This is a genomic window from Micromonospora sp. ATLC20, assembly GCF_057196585.1.
This window is the reverse complement of the sequence record NZ_JBXUOV010000146.1, coordinates 1-14,393: the sequence shown is the minus strand read 5'-3', so window position 1 is coordinate 14,393 and position 14,393 is coordinate 1. Positions and strand designations below refer to the sequence as shown.

14 protein-coding genes are annotated in these 14,393 nt (G+C 73.9%); 2 read left to right on the top strand and 12 right to left on the bottom strand.

The genetic code is table 11. The features are described from left to right. On the top strand, positions 1–749 hold a 749-nt coding region (locus tag AC2CHG_RS23980; RefSeq protein WP_484525626.1), incomplete at its 5' end, for an endo alpha-1,4 polygalactosaminidase. A 281-nt stretch (positions 750–1,030) separates the two neighbouring features. Here the strand turns inward: AC2CHG_RS23980 and AC2CHG_RS23975 are convergent. The 9 genes from AC2CHG_RS23975 to rsmD all read right to left on the bottom strand — a co-directional run bounded on the left by AC2CHG_RS23975 (position 1,031) and on the right by rsmD (position 8,902). Then, positions 1,031–3,244 carry an MMPL family transporter gene (locus tag AC2CHG_RS23975; RefSeq protein WP_262014770.1) on the bottom strand — a complete coding sequence of 738 codons (2,214 nt, stop codon included), beginning with the start codon at positions 3,242–3,244 and terminating at the stop codon, positions 1,031–1,033. Positions 3,245–3,483: 239 nt separating this feature from the next. Further along, positions 3,484–4,341: a bifunctional DNA-formamidopyrimidine glycosylase/DNA-(apurinic or apyrimidinic site) lyase gene (gene mutM / locus AC2CHG_RS23970; protein WP_484525625.1), complete on the bottom strand. Its 858-nt coding sequence runs from the start codon at positions 4,339–4,341 to the stop codon at positions 3,484–3,486. Beyond that, complete coding sequence (gene rnc, locus AC2CHG_RS23965) at positions 4,334–5,149, bottom strand: ribonuclease III (RefSeq protein WP_262014768.1); 816 nt, start codon at positions 5,147–5,149, stop codon at positions 4,334–4,336. Before rnc ends, mutM begins: the two co-directional genes overlap by 8 nt. Continuing rightward, positions 5,146–6,105, bottom strand: a complete 960-nt coding sequence (locus tag AC2CHG_RS23960; RefSeq protein WP_262014827.1) for a phosphate acyltransferase PlsX — start codon at positions 6,103–6,105, stop codon at positions 5,146–5,148. Before AC2CHG_RS23960 ends, rnc begins: the two co-directional genes overlap by 4 nt. Before the next feature lie 132 nt (positions 6,106–6,237). After that, on the bottom strand, positions 6,238–6,411 hold the full coding sequence (rpmF, locus tag AC2CHG_RS23955) for a 50S ribosomal protein L32 (RefSeq protein ID WP_030500827.1): 174 nt from the start codon (positions 6,409–6,411) through the stop codon (positions 6,238–6,240). Positions 6,412–6,416: 5 nt separating this feature from the next. Then, positions 6,417–6,980, bottom strand: coding sequence for a YceD family protein (locus AC2CHG_RS23950; RefSeq protein WP_135243737.1), 564 nt, complete (start codon positions 6,978–6,980; stop codon positions 6,417–6,419). A 124-nt stretch (positions 6,981–7,104) separates the two neighbouring features. Continuing rightward, positions 7,105–7,602, bottom strand: coding sequence for an SPFH domain-containing protein (locus AC2CHG_RS23945; RefSeq protein WP_262014767.1), 498 nt, complete (start codon positions 7,600–7,602; stop codon positions 7,105–7,107). 263 nt (positions 7,603–7,865) lie between these two features. Next, the gene (coaD, locus tag AC2CHG_RS23940; protein WP_262014766.1) at positions 7,866–8,342 is read right to left on the bottom strand and encodes a pantetheine-phosphate adenylyltransferase; all 477 of its coding nucleotides are present in this window, start codon (positions 8,340–8,342) and stop codon (positions 7,866–7,868) included. Beyond that, positions 8,339–8,902, bottom strand: a complete 564-nt coding sequence (gene rsmD / locus AC2CHG_RS23935) for a 16S rRNA (guanine(966)-N(2))-methyltransferase RsmD (RefSeq protein WP_484525624.1) — start codon at positions 8,900–8,902, stop codon at positions 8,339–8,341. The genes coaD and rsmD overlap by 4 nt, the downstream gene beginning before the upstream one ends. Before the next feature lie 246 nt (positions 8,903–9,148). On the opposite strand from rsmD, the gene AC2CHG_RS23930 reads away from it, so the two are divergent. Beyond that, a complete protein-coding gene (locus tag AC2CHG_RS23930) occupies positions 9,149–10,096 on the top strand; it encodes a cell wall anchor protein (RefSeq protein WP_262014764.1) in 948 nt (315 codons plus the stop codon). Between the two features lie 109 nt (positions 10,097–10,205). Here AC2CHG_RS23930 and AC2CHG_RS23925 read toward each other — a convergent pair whose 3' ends face one another. The 3 genes from AC2CHG_RS23925 to AC2CHG_RS23915 form a co-directional block, all read right to left on the bottom strand. After that, positions 10,206–11,141 (bottom strand): serine hydrolase domain-containing protein, encoded by a 936-nt coding sequence (locus tag AC2CHG_RS23925; protein ID WP_484525623.1) that lies wholly within the window; start codon positions 11,139–11,141, stop codon positions 10,206–10,208. A gap of 76 nt (positions 11,142–11,217) precedes the next feature. Beyond that, a complete protein-coding gene (gene recG, locus AC2CHG_RS23920; protein ID WP_484525622.1) occupies positions 11,218–13,419 on the bottom strand; it encodes an ATP-dependent DNA helicase RecG in 2,202 nt (733 codons plus the stop codon). Further along, the coding region (locus AC2CHG_RS23915) for a DAK2 domain-containing protein (RefSeq protein WP_484525621.1) at positions 13,416–14,393 on the bottom strand (978 nt) is incomplete at its 5' end. The genes recG and AC2CHG_RS23915, both read right to left, overlap by 4 nt.

Here is a 14,393-nt window from a genome sequence, read left to right as displayed (position 1 = left end):
GCCGCCGGCCGATCACGCCGCCCGGCGCGCCCACGCCCTGGCCGGCCGCGCAGGCCGCCGGCTGGCGGTGGCAGTGGCAGCTCACCTCCCCGGTGGACGTGACTGTCGACGCCGACGTCTTCCTCCTCGACCCGGTGGCGACCACCTCGGCCGAGACCGCCGCGCTGCGCGAGCGGGGCCGCCGGCTGGTCTGCCACGTCCGGGTCGGCACGTACGCCGCCGACGACCCGGACGCCACCCGCTTCCCCACCGCCGTACGCGGCGCGGCGGTGCCGGGGCGGCCGGGGAGCCGTTTCCTGGACGTACGGGCCTGGGACGCGCTCGCGCCGGTGCTGGCCGACCGGTTCCGGCTGTGCCGGGGCAAGGGCTTCGGCGCGGTGGCGCTCGCCGACGCGGACGGCTACCGGCACCGCTCCGGCTTCCCGCTGGACTTCGACGACCAGTTGCTGTTCCACCGCCGGCTGGCCGGGCTGGCCCGCAAGCTGGACCTCTCCCCCGGCCTGGTCGACGACGTGCCGCAGGTGGCGGCGCTGGCCCCCGACTTCGACTTCGCGGTCAACCAGGAGTGCGTACGCCGCCGCGAGTGCGCGAAGCTGCTGCCGTTCGTCGATGCCGGAAAGCCGGTCTTCCACGTCGAGTACACCGGCGAGCCGGCGGACTTCTGCGTCACCTCGGTCGGCTACGGCTTCGCCTCGATCCGCAAGGACCGCCGGTTGGACGCCTGGCGGGAGCCGTGCGCCCTGCCGTGACATCCCGCCGCCCCCTCCCGCCGGGGGGGCGCCGATGACGGTCATCCAGCACGGAAGCTGCCGACACTCTCCGTGACCTCACCGGCGAACAGATGCACGGAAGGCGGCATACCTGAGAGTCATGAATATGACTCTCAGGTATACCGCGCGAACACGACTGCCTTCTCAGCGGCCGGCACGAGCCGGAACCGATGTCAAGCGGCTCGGGACCACCGGTTGGGCGCCGGACCGAGCCCCGGACCCGCCCCGGACCGAGCCGACCGGGGCGGGTCCGCTCGGGCTCAGCGAGCGCCGACCAGCTCCGGTGCCGGGGCGGGCGGCGGCTCGACCGCCGGGACGGGCCGCCGGCGGCGCATGAAGCGGGGCGCCCACCAGTTCGCGTCGCCCAGCAGCGTCATCACCGAGGGCAGCACGACCGCCCGGATGATCGTGGCGTCCAGCAGGATCGCCGCCGCCAGGCCGATGCCGAGCTGCTTGAAGTCGATCATGCTGAGCGTGGCGAAGATGGAGAACACCGCCACCATCACCACCGCCGCGCTGGTCACCACACCGGCCGAGGAGGTGATGCCGTACGCCACCGCCTCCCGGGTGGGCATGCCCCGGTCGACCGCCTCACGGATCCGGCTGACCACGAACACGTGGTAGTCCATCGACAGTCCGAACAGCACCACGAACAGGAACAGCGGCAGCCAGGTGACGATCGCGTCCATCGAGGTGAAGCCGAGCAGCCCTTCCGCCCAGGTGCTCTGGAAGACCAGCACCAGCAGCCCGTACGCGGCGCCCGCGGAGAGCAGGTTCAGCACGATCGAGGTCAGCGCCACCACGATCGACCGGAACGTCCACGCCATCACCAGGAACGTCAGCGCCAGCACGAACGCGGCGACGATCGGCAGCTTCGCCCAGATGTGGGCGGCGTAGTCCTCACTGGCGGCCACGCCGCCGCCGACCGCGTACTCCACGCCCGGGATGCCGCCGAGCGTGGCCGGGACCAGGTCCTCGCGCAGCTCGTGCAGCGACCGGGACGCCTCGTCGGAACGGCTGGCGTGCGGCGTGGCCACCTCCAGCACCGACACCTGCCGGTCCGCCGACACCTGGATCTCCGGGCCGTCCCCCTCGGCCGGCGCGAAGAGCGGGTCGGCGGCGGTACGGCCGGCCAGGTCGGTGAGCGCGGCCCGCACCCGGTCGGCCTGCTCGGCGGGCGCCCGCACGGCGACCGTGTGGCTGGTGCCGTTGCTCGGGTAGGCCGCGGTGAGCCGGTCGTACGCCTGCATGGCGGCGGTGGTGCGCGGCACGTCCTCCGGGCCGGGGAACTTCAGCTTCATGCCGAGCGCGGGCGCGGCGAGCGCGAGCAGCAGCGCGACCGAGATCAGCAGCGTGGCCACCGGTGCGCGCAGCGCCGGCTTGAGCACCGCCGGCCAGAACCGGGGCCGGGCCGGCTGCCCGTTGCGCGGGGCGGTGAGGCGCCACAGCAGCGGCACCCGCGGCCGGTCCACCCAGCGACCCAGCTTCGCCAGCAGCGCCGGCAGCACTGTGAGCGAGCCGATCACCGCGACCGCCACCACCAGGATCGAGCCGACCGCCAGCGACGAGAAGATCGCGTCCTGGGCGAGCAGCAGACCGCCCATCGAGATGATCACGGCGGTGCCGGAGACCACCACGGCGTGCCCGGAGGTCTCCGCCGCGATCTCCACCGCGTCCAGGCCGGATCGGCCCTTCGCCCGTTCCTCCCGCTCCCGCCGCACGTAGAACAGCGAGTAGTCCACGCCGACCGCCATGCCGATCAGCAGGATGACGCTGGCGGTGGTGTCGGTGGCCGGCACCAGGTGCGAAGCGAGTGTGGAGAGACCCATCGCGGCGGCCACCGAGGACAGCGCCAGCAGCACCGGCACCCCGGCGGCGATCAGCGCGCCGAACGCGATGATCAGGATGGCCAGCGTCACCGGCAGGCTGAGCAGCTCGGCGCGCTTGAAGTCCTTGCCGAGCGTGTCGTCGAGCGCCTTGTCGATCGACGGGCCGCCGACCTGCTCCACCCGTAGCTGCGGGTGCGCGTCCTGCACCTTCGCGGTGGTGTCCCGCAGCGGCTGCACCCGGTCCCCGGCGGTGCCCGGGTCGCCCGACATGGTGATCGGCACCAGCAGCGCGCTGCCGTCGCGCGACGGCATCGGCGTACCGATCGAGGCCACGCCGTCGACCTGCCGCAGACGGTCCGCCGCGTCCTGCGCGGCGGCCTTCGCCGCCGCCTGGTCGAGCGAACCCGAACGGGCGGTGATCAGCACGTTCTCGGTCGCCGGCCGGTCGAACCCGCCACTGTCGACGATCAGCTGTGCCCGTCCGAACTCGCCGATCGCCTGATCCTCGTCGGTCGCCTCGTTCAGCCCGGCGGCGCTGCCGCCCACGAAACACACCGCCACGAAGACCACCCACAACGCGATCGCGCGCCACGGATGCTCCGCACTCCACCGTGCCAGCCGCACGGTCACCGGTCGCCTGCCCATGTCCCGGGTTCCACCCTCCTGATGCCGGCCCTGTGCCGACCCCAGATGACGCTAGGCAGCGGGCGGGGCCCCGACATCGGGGAACGGCCCCCGCTCGTCCCCGATCCGCCGGGCGAGGTCCGCGCGGCCGGTTCCGGCCGCGCGCACCGGGCGGAAAAGGGCATCTCCGGGTACGCTCCGGCGCGTCTCCGGGGACCGCCGGGCGATGCACACCGGCGCAACCCCGAATCGGCTCGGGGTCATCCCCGGAGGGTGCCCCGGGGCCGCGGCTGGCATCGCGGGCAGCTGTAGGAGGACCGGTTCATGAACGCCTCCCGCCGGATCGGAGCGCCGCAGCGCGGGCAGGGCTCGCCCTCCCGGCCGTACGCGTTCAGCGACCGGTCGAAGTAGCCGCTCTCGCCGTTGACGTTGACGTACAGCTCGTCGAAGCTGGTGCCGCCCTGCTTGATCGCCTCGGCGAGCACGTCCCGCACGTGCCCGAGCAGCCGCAGCGCGGCCGGACGGGTGAGCGCGTCGGCCGGGCGGGTGCCGTGCAGCTTCGCCCGCCACAGTGCCTCGTCGGCGTAGATGTTGCCCACCCCGGAGATCAGCGTCTGGTCGAGCAGCGCGCGTTTGATCTCCGTACGCTTGCGCCGCAGCGACGCCACGAACGCCTCGTCGGAGAACTCCGGGTCCATCGGGTCGCGGGCGATGTGGGCGATCTCGGCGGGCAGCTCCGCGCCACCTTCGGACACGGACAGCCCGCCGAACGTGCGCTGGTCGACGAAGCGCAGCTCCGGCCCGTCGTCGGCGAACCGGAACCGGACCCGCAGGTGCAGTTCGTCGGCCGCGCCGACCGGCTGCAACAGCAACTGGCCGGACATGCCGAGGTGGCCGATCACCGCGTCGCCGCTGTCCAGCGGCAGCCAGAGGTACTTGCCCCGGCGGCGTACCCCGGTGATCGTCCGGCCGGCGAGCACGTCGGCGAAGTGCGCGCCGCCGGGCGCGTGCCGACGTACCGCCCGGGGGTGGCGCACCTCGACGGCGGCGATCCGCCGGCCGATCACCCACTGGGCGAGTCCCACCCGGACGGTCTCGACCTCGGGCAGCTCAGGCACGGCCGGCGCCCGCCTCCACGTCGGAGGTGTCGTCCTGCGGGCTCGTCTCCGCCTCGGCCCGCGCCGCCGCCTCCGCCCGCGCCGCCGCCTCGGCCTCGGCCTGCTCGGTGAGCATCCGCCAGGCGGACTCGGCCGCGCGCTGCTCGGCCTCCTTCTTGCTGCGCCCCTCCGCGCCGCCGTAGCGGTTGCCGGCCACCACCACCCAGGCGGTGAACGTCTTCAGGTGATCCGGTCCGGTGCCCTCGATCCGGTACTCGGGCACGCCGAGCCCGAGCGCGGCGGTCAGCTCCTGGAGGCTGGTCTTCCAGTCCAGCGCCGCGCCCCGGCCCGCCGACTCGGCCATCAGCGGGTCGAACAGCCGGTGGATGACGATGGCGGCGGTGTCCAGGCCGTACTGGAGGTAGATCGCGCCCAGCAGCGCCTCCAGCGTGTCGGCCAGGATGCTCGCCTTGTCCCGCCCGCCGGTGGCCTCCTCGCCCTTGCCGAGCAGCAGGTACGCCCCGAGCCCGTCCGGGCCGAGGCCACGCGCCACGTCGGCGAGCGCCCGCATGTTGACCACGCTGGCGCGCAGCTTCGCCAGCTGCCCCTCGGGCAGGTCGGGGTGGTTGTGGAACAGGGCTGTGGTGATCACCACGCCGAGCACCGAGTCGCCCAGGAACTCCAGCCGCTCGTTCGTGGGCAGGCCGCCGTTCTCGTACGCGTACGAGCGGTGGGTCAGCGCGCGTTCCAGCAGTTCCGGGTCGAGCGACACCCCGAAGGCCGCCTCCAGGTGGCCGACGGGAGCACGCCGCCGCTTGTCGTTGGTCATGGTGCTACCTCGGTGTCGTGTCGGTCAGGTGCGAGATCGTGCGGGATGCCGGCGAGCAGGGAGCGGACCGTCGCGGCGGCGTCGCGGCGCCACAGGTGGGCCGCGAGCGCGATACCGGAGGCGACGTCCTCGGAGCCGGCCGCGCCGTGGCACACCACCACGGTGCCGCCCACCCCGAGCAGCGCCGCGGCACGCGGGGCACCGCCGCGTGACGGCGGGCCGCCGGCCATGGCGTACGCGCCCTCGATGGCCTTGAGCAGGACGTTTCCGGTGAAGCCGTCGGTCACCACGACGTCGGCGCGGGCGCCGAGCGAGATGTCGTACCCCTCGACCAGGCCGACGTAGCGGCCGTCGCAGGGCAGCGGCGCGGCGGCGAGCGCGGGCGCGGCGACGCGGCGCAGCCGGTCGCCCTTGCCCGTCTCGAGGCCGACGGAGAGCAACCCGACGCGGGGTGCGGTGACGGCGTGGGCCACCGACGCGTAGGCGGCGCCGAGGAGGGCGTGCCGGGCCAGCGTGGCCGGGCCGGGTTCGAGCGTGCCGCCCACGTCGAGCAGCACCACCGGCCCCTCGACGGCGGGCAGCGTGGCGGCGAGCGCGGGACGGCGTATCCCGGTCCAGCGGCCGAGGCCGAGCGCGGCGGCGGTGACCGTGGCGCCGGTCGAGCCGGCGGAGACGACCGCGTCGGCGAGTCCGTCGCGGACGGCCTGCACGGCGGTGCGTACCGTGCTCTCGCCGCGAGCGGCGGTGGGATGGTCGGCCATGCCGACGGCGGTCCGCACCGGGCGGACCGTGACCCGGGCGCGCTGGGCCGGGTCGAGCGCACCGATCAGCTCGTCGGCCACCTCGATCGGGCCGACGAGCATCAGGTGCAGGGCGGGATCCGTGCGTACCGCTCGCAGAGCGCCGTCAACCACGACGGCGGGAGCATCGTCCCCGCCGAGGAGGTCGACGGCGATCCGCGCGGTGCCCGGCTCCGACGATCCGCCGGCCGGGAACCGGTCGGCGGTGGCGGGAGCCGGGGCACCGGGCGAGAGCCTTGGTGCGCGCGTCACCCGACCGGTGGTCGGGGACGTCACTCGGCAGCCGGGTCAGACCTCGAGGACCTGACGGCCGTTGTAGGTGCCGCAGACGGAGCAGGCGGCGTGCGGCAGCTTGGCCGACTTGCACTGCGGGCAGGCCACGGTCGCCACCGCCGAGGCCTTCCAGTTCGCCCGGCGGGCGCGGGTGTTGCTGCGCGACATCTTGCGCTTGGGGACGGCCACGGTTCTTACTCCTCTGTACGGGTCAGTTGCGTCAGGCTCGCCCAACGCGGGTCGACCTGCTGATGGCTGTGGTCGGCCGGCAGATCGTCCCAGTGCACCCCACACTCGGGGCACAGGCCTGGGCAGTCCTCCCGGCAGAGCGGGTTCGTCGGCAGCGCCAGCACCACCGCGTCCCGCAACGCCGGTTCCAGGTCGATCAGATCGCCCTGCATCCGGCCCACCTCGTCCTCCTCGGTCGTGTCGTCCGTGGTGCTGTTCTCGTACGCGTACAGCTCCTGGATCGTCACGGCCAACGAGTCGTCGATCTCGCGCAGGCAGCGGCCGCACTCGCCCTTGACGGGACCGGTGACGGTCCCGGAGACGAGTACGCCCTCGGACACCGACTCCAACCTCAGGTCGAGGTCGAGGTCCGCGCCCTCCGGCACGCCGATCAACTCCACGCCGAGGTCCGCCGGTGCCGGCACGACCCGCTTGTGCGTACGCAACGCGCCAGGTCGGCGCGGCAGTTCCCTCGTGTCGAGGACCAGCGGCGACCTGGGGTTGAGTGTGCTTGGCGAGTGTTTGGGCATAGTCAGACTCCGGCCGTTGAGAGGCCGACAAAGAAGGTTACCTGCCAGACGGGCGGACCGTCGAACCGGGGGCTCGCCTCCGGCCCGGCGGGAGCCGGCTGTCGGCGACCGGCCCGCGCGCCGCTCAGAAGGGTAGCGGGCGGTCCGCCTCGTCCCCGCCGAAGGTCCCGATCTCGCGCAGCGCGTGCATCTTGTCCCGGCCGCGCTCTATCGAGGCCAGCGCCCGGGTGAGGAACTGCTCGAAGTTCGCCAGCGCGGTGTCGACGTAGTCGTCCACCTCCTCGCGGAGGCGCTGCGCCTCGGCCCGCGCCTCGGCGATGATCCGCGCGCCCTCGTGCTCGGCCGAGACGGTGATCTCGTTGACCGAGACGAGCCGGGCGTGTTCCGCCTCACCCTCGCTGATGATCCGGTCGGCCTCGCGCTTGCCGGCCTCCATGATCTTGTCCCGCTCCTCCAGCAGCGCGGCGGCGCGGCGCAGGTCGGCGGGCAGCTCCGCGCGCAACTCGTCGAGCACGGCGATCATCTCGCCCCGGTCGACCATGCAGTTGTTGCGCGACATCGGGACGGAGCGGGCCTGCTCCACCATGGCGATCAGTTCGTCGATGCGATCGAGCGGGTCCACCGGTACCTCACTCCTGTCTTCGTCGGCCGCTCTCCATCATGCGGCCTCGCGCCCGTTCTCGGCGCTGCAGACATCATGTCGCGCCCGAGCCACAACCGCCCCACCCGCCCCACCCGGCGCGTCGCCCCGCGCTCCCTCACCCTCCCCCGCCCCTCTCCCCGGCGATCTTGCACTTGCGGCCCGGCGCTCGTCCCTTGCGGGAGGAATGTCCGGGCCGAAACTGCAAGATCGCGGGGGTGGGGTGGGCGGAGGGGCGGGCGGGGTCAGGGGCGGAGGCGGGTGGTCAGCTGGGCGCGGACCAGGTCGGGGACGTGGGCGGAGATGTCGCCGCCCCACTTCGCCACGTCCTTGATCAGGCTGGACGAGATGAACGAGTAGAGCGGGTTGGTCGGCATGAAGAGCGTCTCCACGCCGGCCAGGCCGATGTTCATCTGGGCCATCTGCAGCTCGTAGTCGAAGTCACTCACCGCCCGCAGGCCCTTGATCAGCACACTCGCCTGCTGCGCCCGGCAGAAGTCGACGAGCAGGCCGCGGAACGACTCCACCCGGACGTTGTCGTACGAGGCGGTCACCTCGCGGAGCATCCCGATGCGCTCCTCGACCGTGAACAGGCCCTGCTTGGACTGGTTGACCAGCACTCCGACGATCACCTCGTCGAACAGCCGGCTGGCCCGGCCGATGATGTCGAGGTGTCCGTTGGTGACCGGGTCGAACGAGCCCGGGCAGACCGCACGTCTCATGATCGGCGACCGTACCAAAGAGTGGTCTCGCCGTAACGTCTGCTGCGCTCCGGAGTGACACCTTCCACCCACGCGACCGGTCCGGTACGGCTGGACCGCTCGACGATCACCAGGGCGTCCGGAGCGAGCCAGCCGCCGTCGACCAGCGCCGCCAGCATCGCGGTGATCTCCGCGTCCGGCACCGCGTACGGCGGATCGGCGAAGACCACGTCGTACGGCCCGCCGTCCGGTCCCGCCGCCAGCACGCCGGCGACCTTGCCGGTGACCAGGCGGGCGGCCGGCGCGGCCCGCAGCGTGGCGATGTTCTCCCGGATCACCCGGGCGGCCCGCGCGTCGGACTCGACGAGCAGCACGTGGGCCGCGCCCCGGGACAGCGCCTCCAGACCGACCGCGCCGGAACCGGCGTACAGGTCGGCGAAGCGTGCGCCGTCCAGGTCGACGTGCGAGTGCACGGCGCTGAACAGCGCCTCACGGACCCGATCGGACGTGGGCCGGGTTCCGGCACCCGGTGGCGCGGCGATCCGCCGGCCGCCGAGCGTGCCGGCCACGATCCGGGTCACCGTCGCTCCCTGCGCATGCCCCGACGCTACGCGACGCCGCGAGGCGGGCACGACGTACCCGGCGCGACGATCCGTGACTCGACGTACATCAATGATCTCAAATACATAACAGACCCTTTACGACCCTTCGATCACGGTGACGCCCGCACTGTCGATCTCGCTAGGGTCTGGCCCGATTGCCGAGCGGACGCGTGGCTTCGGTCCCTCCGCCCGGTCTCTCCCATCCTCCCCTCGTCAGGAGTAGGCGTGAACCGTCTCCACCTCCGGCGTGCCGCCGTCCTCACCGCCGGCGCGCTGCTCGGCCTCGCGGGCGTCGCCACCGTCGCCGGCCCGGCCGCCGCCCACCACCCCGAGCCGTCCGGCAGCTACTGCGCCGCCGAGAACGGCACCGTCACCGTGACCTGGTCGGTGATCAGCAGCGAGACCGACATCTCCGGCCGCATCACCAAAGTCGAATCCACGGTGCCCGGCGCGGTCAGCGGCGGGCTGGCGGTCGGCGCGGAACTGAAGCCGGCCGGCCAGGGCCCGCTGACCGGCACCCAGACCCACACGTTCACCGGCCCGATCCCGGAGCTGAAGCTGACCGTCGCCGCGCACTGGGAGCGGGGCCGCAAGTCGCACGACGGCGAGCGCACGGTGGTGGCCCGTCCGGGGCGGGACTGCGCGACGCAGAGCCCGTCGCCGTCGCCCAGCACGCCGCCGAGCCCCACGCCCACGCCGAGCACGCCCGCCTCGCCGACCCCGACGCCGTCGGCGTCCCTCCCGCCGAGCCCGTCCACCCCGCCGACGCCGTCCGCCCCGCCGGCCGAGCCCGGTGAACCGGTCTTCAAGCTGGACCAGGACTGCGACTCGATGACCTTCATCGTGGAGAACCCGGCCGACGGCATTCCCTTCACCGCCACGTTCACCACCGAGAAGGGCGAGAGCAGGAAGCTCGTCTCCGAACCGGGCAAGGCCGGCTCGGTCGAGTTCGAGGCGTACCGGGGCCTCACCGTCACCGTCAAGTACGACGTGGCCGAGGGGTCCGAGACCATCCCGTACACCGCGCCGCGGGACTGCTCCGGGCAGGGCGGCGGCCTGCCGGTGACCGGCCCGGCGGCGGGCGCCATCGCCGGTGGCGCGACGCTGCTGCTGGCCGCCGGCGCGGTGCTGTTCGTGGTGGCCCGTCGCCGCCGGATCCGCTTCACCGCCTGATCCGCTTCACCGCCAGACCCCGCCGATCCGCCGATCTCGCTGATCCGCTGATCCGCACCGAGGGCGCGCCGACCACCCGGCCGGCGCGCCCTCGCCGTGGATCCGGCGGTCAGGCCGCGTCGAGCACCGACGTGATCGCTCTCGGATCGACCTCGGCCCGGTTGGTCAGCAGCACGAGCCGCTGGTCGGAGTCGGGCAGCCAGGCGGCGAACGCCTTGTAGCCGCCGTTGTCCCCGGAGTGGTGCAGCGCCCGCCGGCCGGCCAGCGGGCCGACGAAGAAGCCGTAGCCGTACGCCTCCTCGGGCCGCCCGGTGGGCGCGTGCGGCGCGGTCATCGCCGCCACCGAGTCCGGGGCGAGCAGCCGGCCCCGGCGCGGTACGTCGAGCCAGGTGAGCAGGTCCGCCCCGGTGCACCAGACGTCACCCGCGCCCAGGCTGACGGTCCCCAGGTCCCACGACGGCACCGGACGGCCGCCCTCGTGTCCGGTCGCCACGTCCGGCCGCCCCTCGCCCGAACCGGCGAAGCTGCCAGTCATGCCCAGCGGCGCGAAGACCTCCTCGGCGAGGAAATCGGCGTACGGCCGGTCGGCCACCCGCTCGACGGTCCGGGCCAGCAGCACGTAGCCGGGGCTGCTGTAGTGCCACCCGGCTCCGGGCCGGAACAGCGGCGGCAGCGCCGCGAACCGGTTGAGCAGGTCGTCCGGCTCGGCCGGCCCGTGCAGGTCGATCGCCGGGTAGTCCTCCCAGTGGCCCAGGCCGGACGTGTGGGTGAGCAGGTGGTGCAGCGTGATGCCGGACCACTGTGGCGGCGGCGTGCCGGGCAGCCGGCGTACCACCGGATCGGACAGGCTCAGCGCTCCCCGCTCGGCGAGCAGCAGCACCGCCACGGCGGCCATCTGCTTGCTGATCGAGGCGATCTGGAACCGCGTCGCCGCGGTGCAGCGCCGGCCGGACGCCTCGTCGGCGACGCCGGCCACCCGGTCCACCACGACTTCGTCGCCCCGGGTCAGCAGCAGCACGCCGCGTTCGAGTGATGGTGTCGACATCTGCGCGAGCCTAGGCACGCCACGCGCGTGCCGCAGCCCCGCGAAGCCGCACCGGGACGCCGGCCGGGCCCGCGCGTCAGCCCTTCTCCAGGTATTCGGCGCGCTCCTCGTCGACGAGCGCGGCGACCGACGCGGCCAGCGCCGGATGCCGGGCCAGATCCGGGTCGTCCTCGACCAGTTCGATCGCCTCGGCCCGCGCGTCGCGGATCAGCTCGGTGTCCCGCAGCAGCGACAGCAGCCGCAGGTGCGAGCGCCGGCCGGACTGGGTGGCGCCCAGCACGTCGCCCTCGCGGCGCTGCTCCAGGTCGAGTTCGGCGAGCTTGAAGCCGTCGGTGGTGGAGGCGACCGCGTCCAGCCGCTCCCGCGCGGACGAGCCCTCGGCCGCCTCGGTGACCAGCAGGCACAGACCGGCTGCCGAACCCCGGCCCACCCGGCCGCGCAACTGGTGCAGCTGGGAGACACCGAACCGGTCGGCGTCCAGCACGATCATCACCGTCGCGTTCGGCACGTTCACGCCGACCTCGACCACTGTGGTCGCGACCAGCACGTCCAGCTCGCCGTCGGCGAACGCGCGCATCACCGCGTCCTTCTCGTCCGCCGGCAGCCGCCCGTGCAGCACCCCGATCCGCAGGCCGTGCAGCGGCCCCTCGGCCAGCAGCGGGGCCACCTCGGTCACCGCCAGCGGCGGACGCCGGCCGTTGTCGTCCTCCCGCGGCGGCTCCTCGTCCGACACCGGCCCCTCACCGATACGCGGGCACACCACGTACGCCTGGTGGCCCTTCGTGACCTCCTCGCGCAACCGGCGCCAGGCCCGGTCGAGGAACGCCGGCTTCTCGGCGGCCGGGACCACGTGCGAGGCGATCGGCGAGCGGCCCTGCGGAAGCTGGGACAGCGTGGAGGTCTCCAGGTCGCCGTAGACGGTCATGGCCACGGTGCGCGGGATCGGGGTGGCGGTCATCACCAGCACGTGCGGCGGCTGCTCGGCCTTGGCGCGCAGCGCGTCGCGCTGCTCCACGCCGAAGCGGTGCTGCTCGTCCACCACCACCAGGCCGAGGTCGTGGAAGTCGACGCCCTCGTAGAGCAGGGCGTGCGTGCCGAGCACGATCCCGGCGCGGCCCTCGGCCACCTCGGCCAGTGCCCGGCGCCGGGCCGCCGCGCCGAGCGAACCGGTGACCAGTTCCACCCGCGTGGCGTCGTCGGCGGCGCCCAGCTCACCGGCCCGGCCGAGCGGGCCGAGCAGGTCGAGGATGCCCCGGTGGTGCTGGGCGGCGAGCACCTCGGTCGGGGCCAGCAGCGCGGCCTGCCCACCGGCGTCGACCACCTGGAGCATGGCGCGCAGCGCCACCACCGTCTTGCCGGAGCCCACCTCGCCCTGGAGCAGCCGGTGCATCGGGTGCGGCCGGGCCAGGTCGGCGGCGATCTCCCGCCCGACGACCTGCTGGCCGGAGGTCAGCTCGTACGGCAGCCGCGCGTCGAACGCGTCGAGCAGGCCGCCCGCCTTCGCCGGCCGGGCCCGTCCCGGGGACGCCGCCGCCCGCTGCTTGCGCTGCACCAGCGTGAGCTGCACGGCGAACGCCTCGTCCCACTTCAGCCTGCGGCGGGCCCGGTAGAGCGCCTCCTTGCTGGTCGGACGGTGGATCTCATGCAGCGCGGTGCCGATGTCGACGAGGTTGCGGGTGGCCCGCACGGTGGCCGGCAGCGGGTCCTCCGGCGGGGTGAACGTGTCGAGCACGACGCGGACGCAGCGGGCGATCACCCAGGTCGGCACCGCCGCCGCGGCCGGGTAGACCGGGATCAGCGCCCCGGCGAACTCCTCGACCTCTTCGTTCGCCGCCGCCTCGCCTTCGCCGCCCTCGCCGAGCAGGACGTACTCCGGGCCGTTGAGCTGCCGCTTGCCCCGGAACTCGGTCACCTTGCCCGCGAACAGCCCCCACCGGCCGGGCCGCAGCTCCCGCTCGCGCCACGCCTGGTTGCCGAAGAACGTGCAGGTGAGCACGCCGCCGGAGCCGTCGCCGACGGTCACCTCCAGCAGGTTGCCGCGCCGCTGGCGCATCGGGCGCACCGCGGTGCGCTGCACCTGGGCGAGCACCGTGACCTGCTCCCCCACGTCGAGCGAGCGGATGTCGGTGTGCTCGCCGCGCTCGTCGTACCGGCGCGGGAAGTGGTAGATCAGGTCGCCCGCGGTGTGCAGGTCGAGATGCCCGGCCAGCGCCTTCGCGGTGCGCTCACCGACCAGCTTCTTCAGCGGCGTGTCCACAGTGGCCGCTTCACCAGTCATTCGACCCCCACCAGGAGCGGATAGTGCGGCTGCCCGCCCTCGTACGCCTGCACCTCGACGAACGGCCAGGCCCCCTCGACGTGCGCGCGGACCCGGTCGGCCAGCCCGGCCGGCGCATCGGCGCCGCAGAGCAGTGTGACCAGCTCACCGCCACCGCCGAGCATCCGGTCCACCACTGCGGTGCAGGTGTCGACCAGATCCTGCCCGATCAGGTGCACCTCGCCCTCGACCAGGGCCAGCACGTCACCCGGGCGGGCCGGGCCGGCGACGGTCAGCGCCTCCCGGGCGGCGTGGCAGACCTCCGCGTACCGGCAGGCGCCGGCCGCCTCGGCCATCGCGATCACGTCGTCCTCGAACCGCCGCTTCGGATCGCGGACGGCGAGCGCCGCGAGCGCCTGCACCGGCGAGCGGGTGGGCACCACGCTCACCTTGATGCCGAGGCCGTGCGCCTCCTTGGCCGCCGCGCTCGCCACCGACTGGGTGTTCGGGTCGTTCGGCAGCACCACCACCCGGGCGGCGCCGGTGGCCCGGATCGCGTCGAGCAGCTCACCGGTGGACGGGTTGGCGGGCACCACCACGGCGCCCTCGGCGGCGAACAGCTCCGCGATGCCCGCGCCGGTGGCGACCACCACGGCGGCCCGCCCCTCCGGCAGCGGCACCTGCGGCCCCGGCGCCGGGGCGGTCTGGTCGGCGAAGCGGCTCACGCTGATCCGGTGCGGGCGGCCGGCGACCACGCCCGCCTCGACCGCCGCCCCGATGTCGTTGACGTGCACGTGCACGTTCCAGGTGCCGGCGCCGTCGCCGACGATCGCGAGGGAGTCGCCGAGCGCGTCCAGCTCGGCGCGCAGCCGGGTCACCGCCTCGTCGCCTGCGTCGAGCAGGTACTGCACCTCGTAGGCGTACGCGTCGGAGCCGCTCTCCCGCACGGCGGTGACCGGCGCGCGGCGGGCGGGCGGCGCGGGCGGCGCGGGCGG

Coding starts and splice junctions, on each gene's coding strand:
- AC2CHG_RS23975 (WP_262014770.1), bottom strand. CDS start 3,244: ATGGGCAGGCGACCGGTGACCGTGCGGCTGGCACGGTGGAGTGCGGAG.
- recG (WP_484525622.1), bottom strand. CDS start 13,419: ATGACTGGTGAAGCGGCCACTGTGGACACGCCGCTGAAGAAGCTGGTC.
- coaD (WP_262014766.1), bottom strand. CDS start 8,342: ATGAGACGTGCGGTCTGCCCGGGCTCGTTCGACCCGGTCACCAACGGA.
- AC2CHG_RS23925 (WP_484525623.1), bottom strand. CDS start 11,141: ATGTCGACACCATCACTCGAACGCGGCGTGCTGCTGCTGACCCGGGGC.
- AC2CHG_RS23950 (WP_135243737.1), bottom strand. CDS start 6,980: ATGCCCAAACACTCGCCAAGCACACTCAACCCCAGGTCGCCGCTGGTC.
- rnc (WP_262014768.1), bottom strand. CDS start 5,149: ATGACCAACGACAAGCGGCGGCGTGCTCCCGTCGGCCACCTGGAGGCG.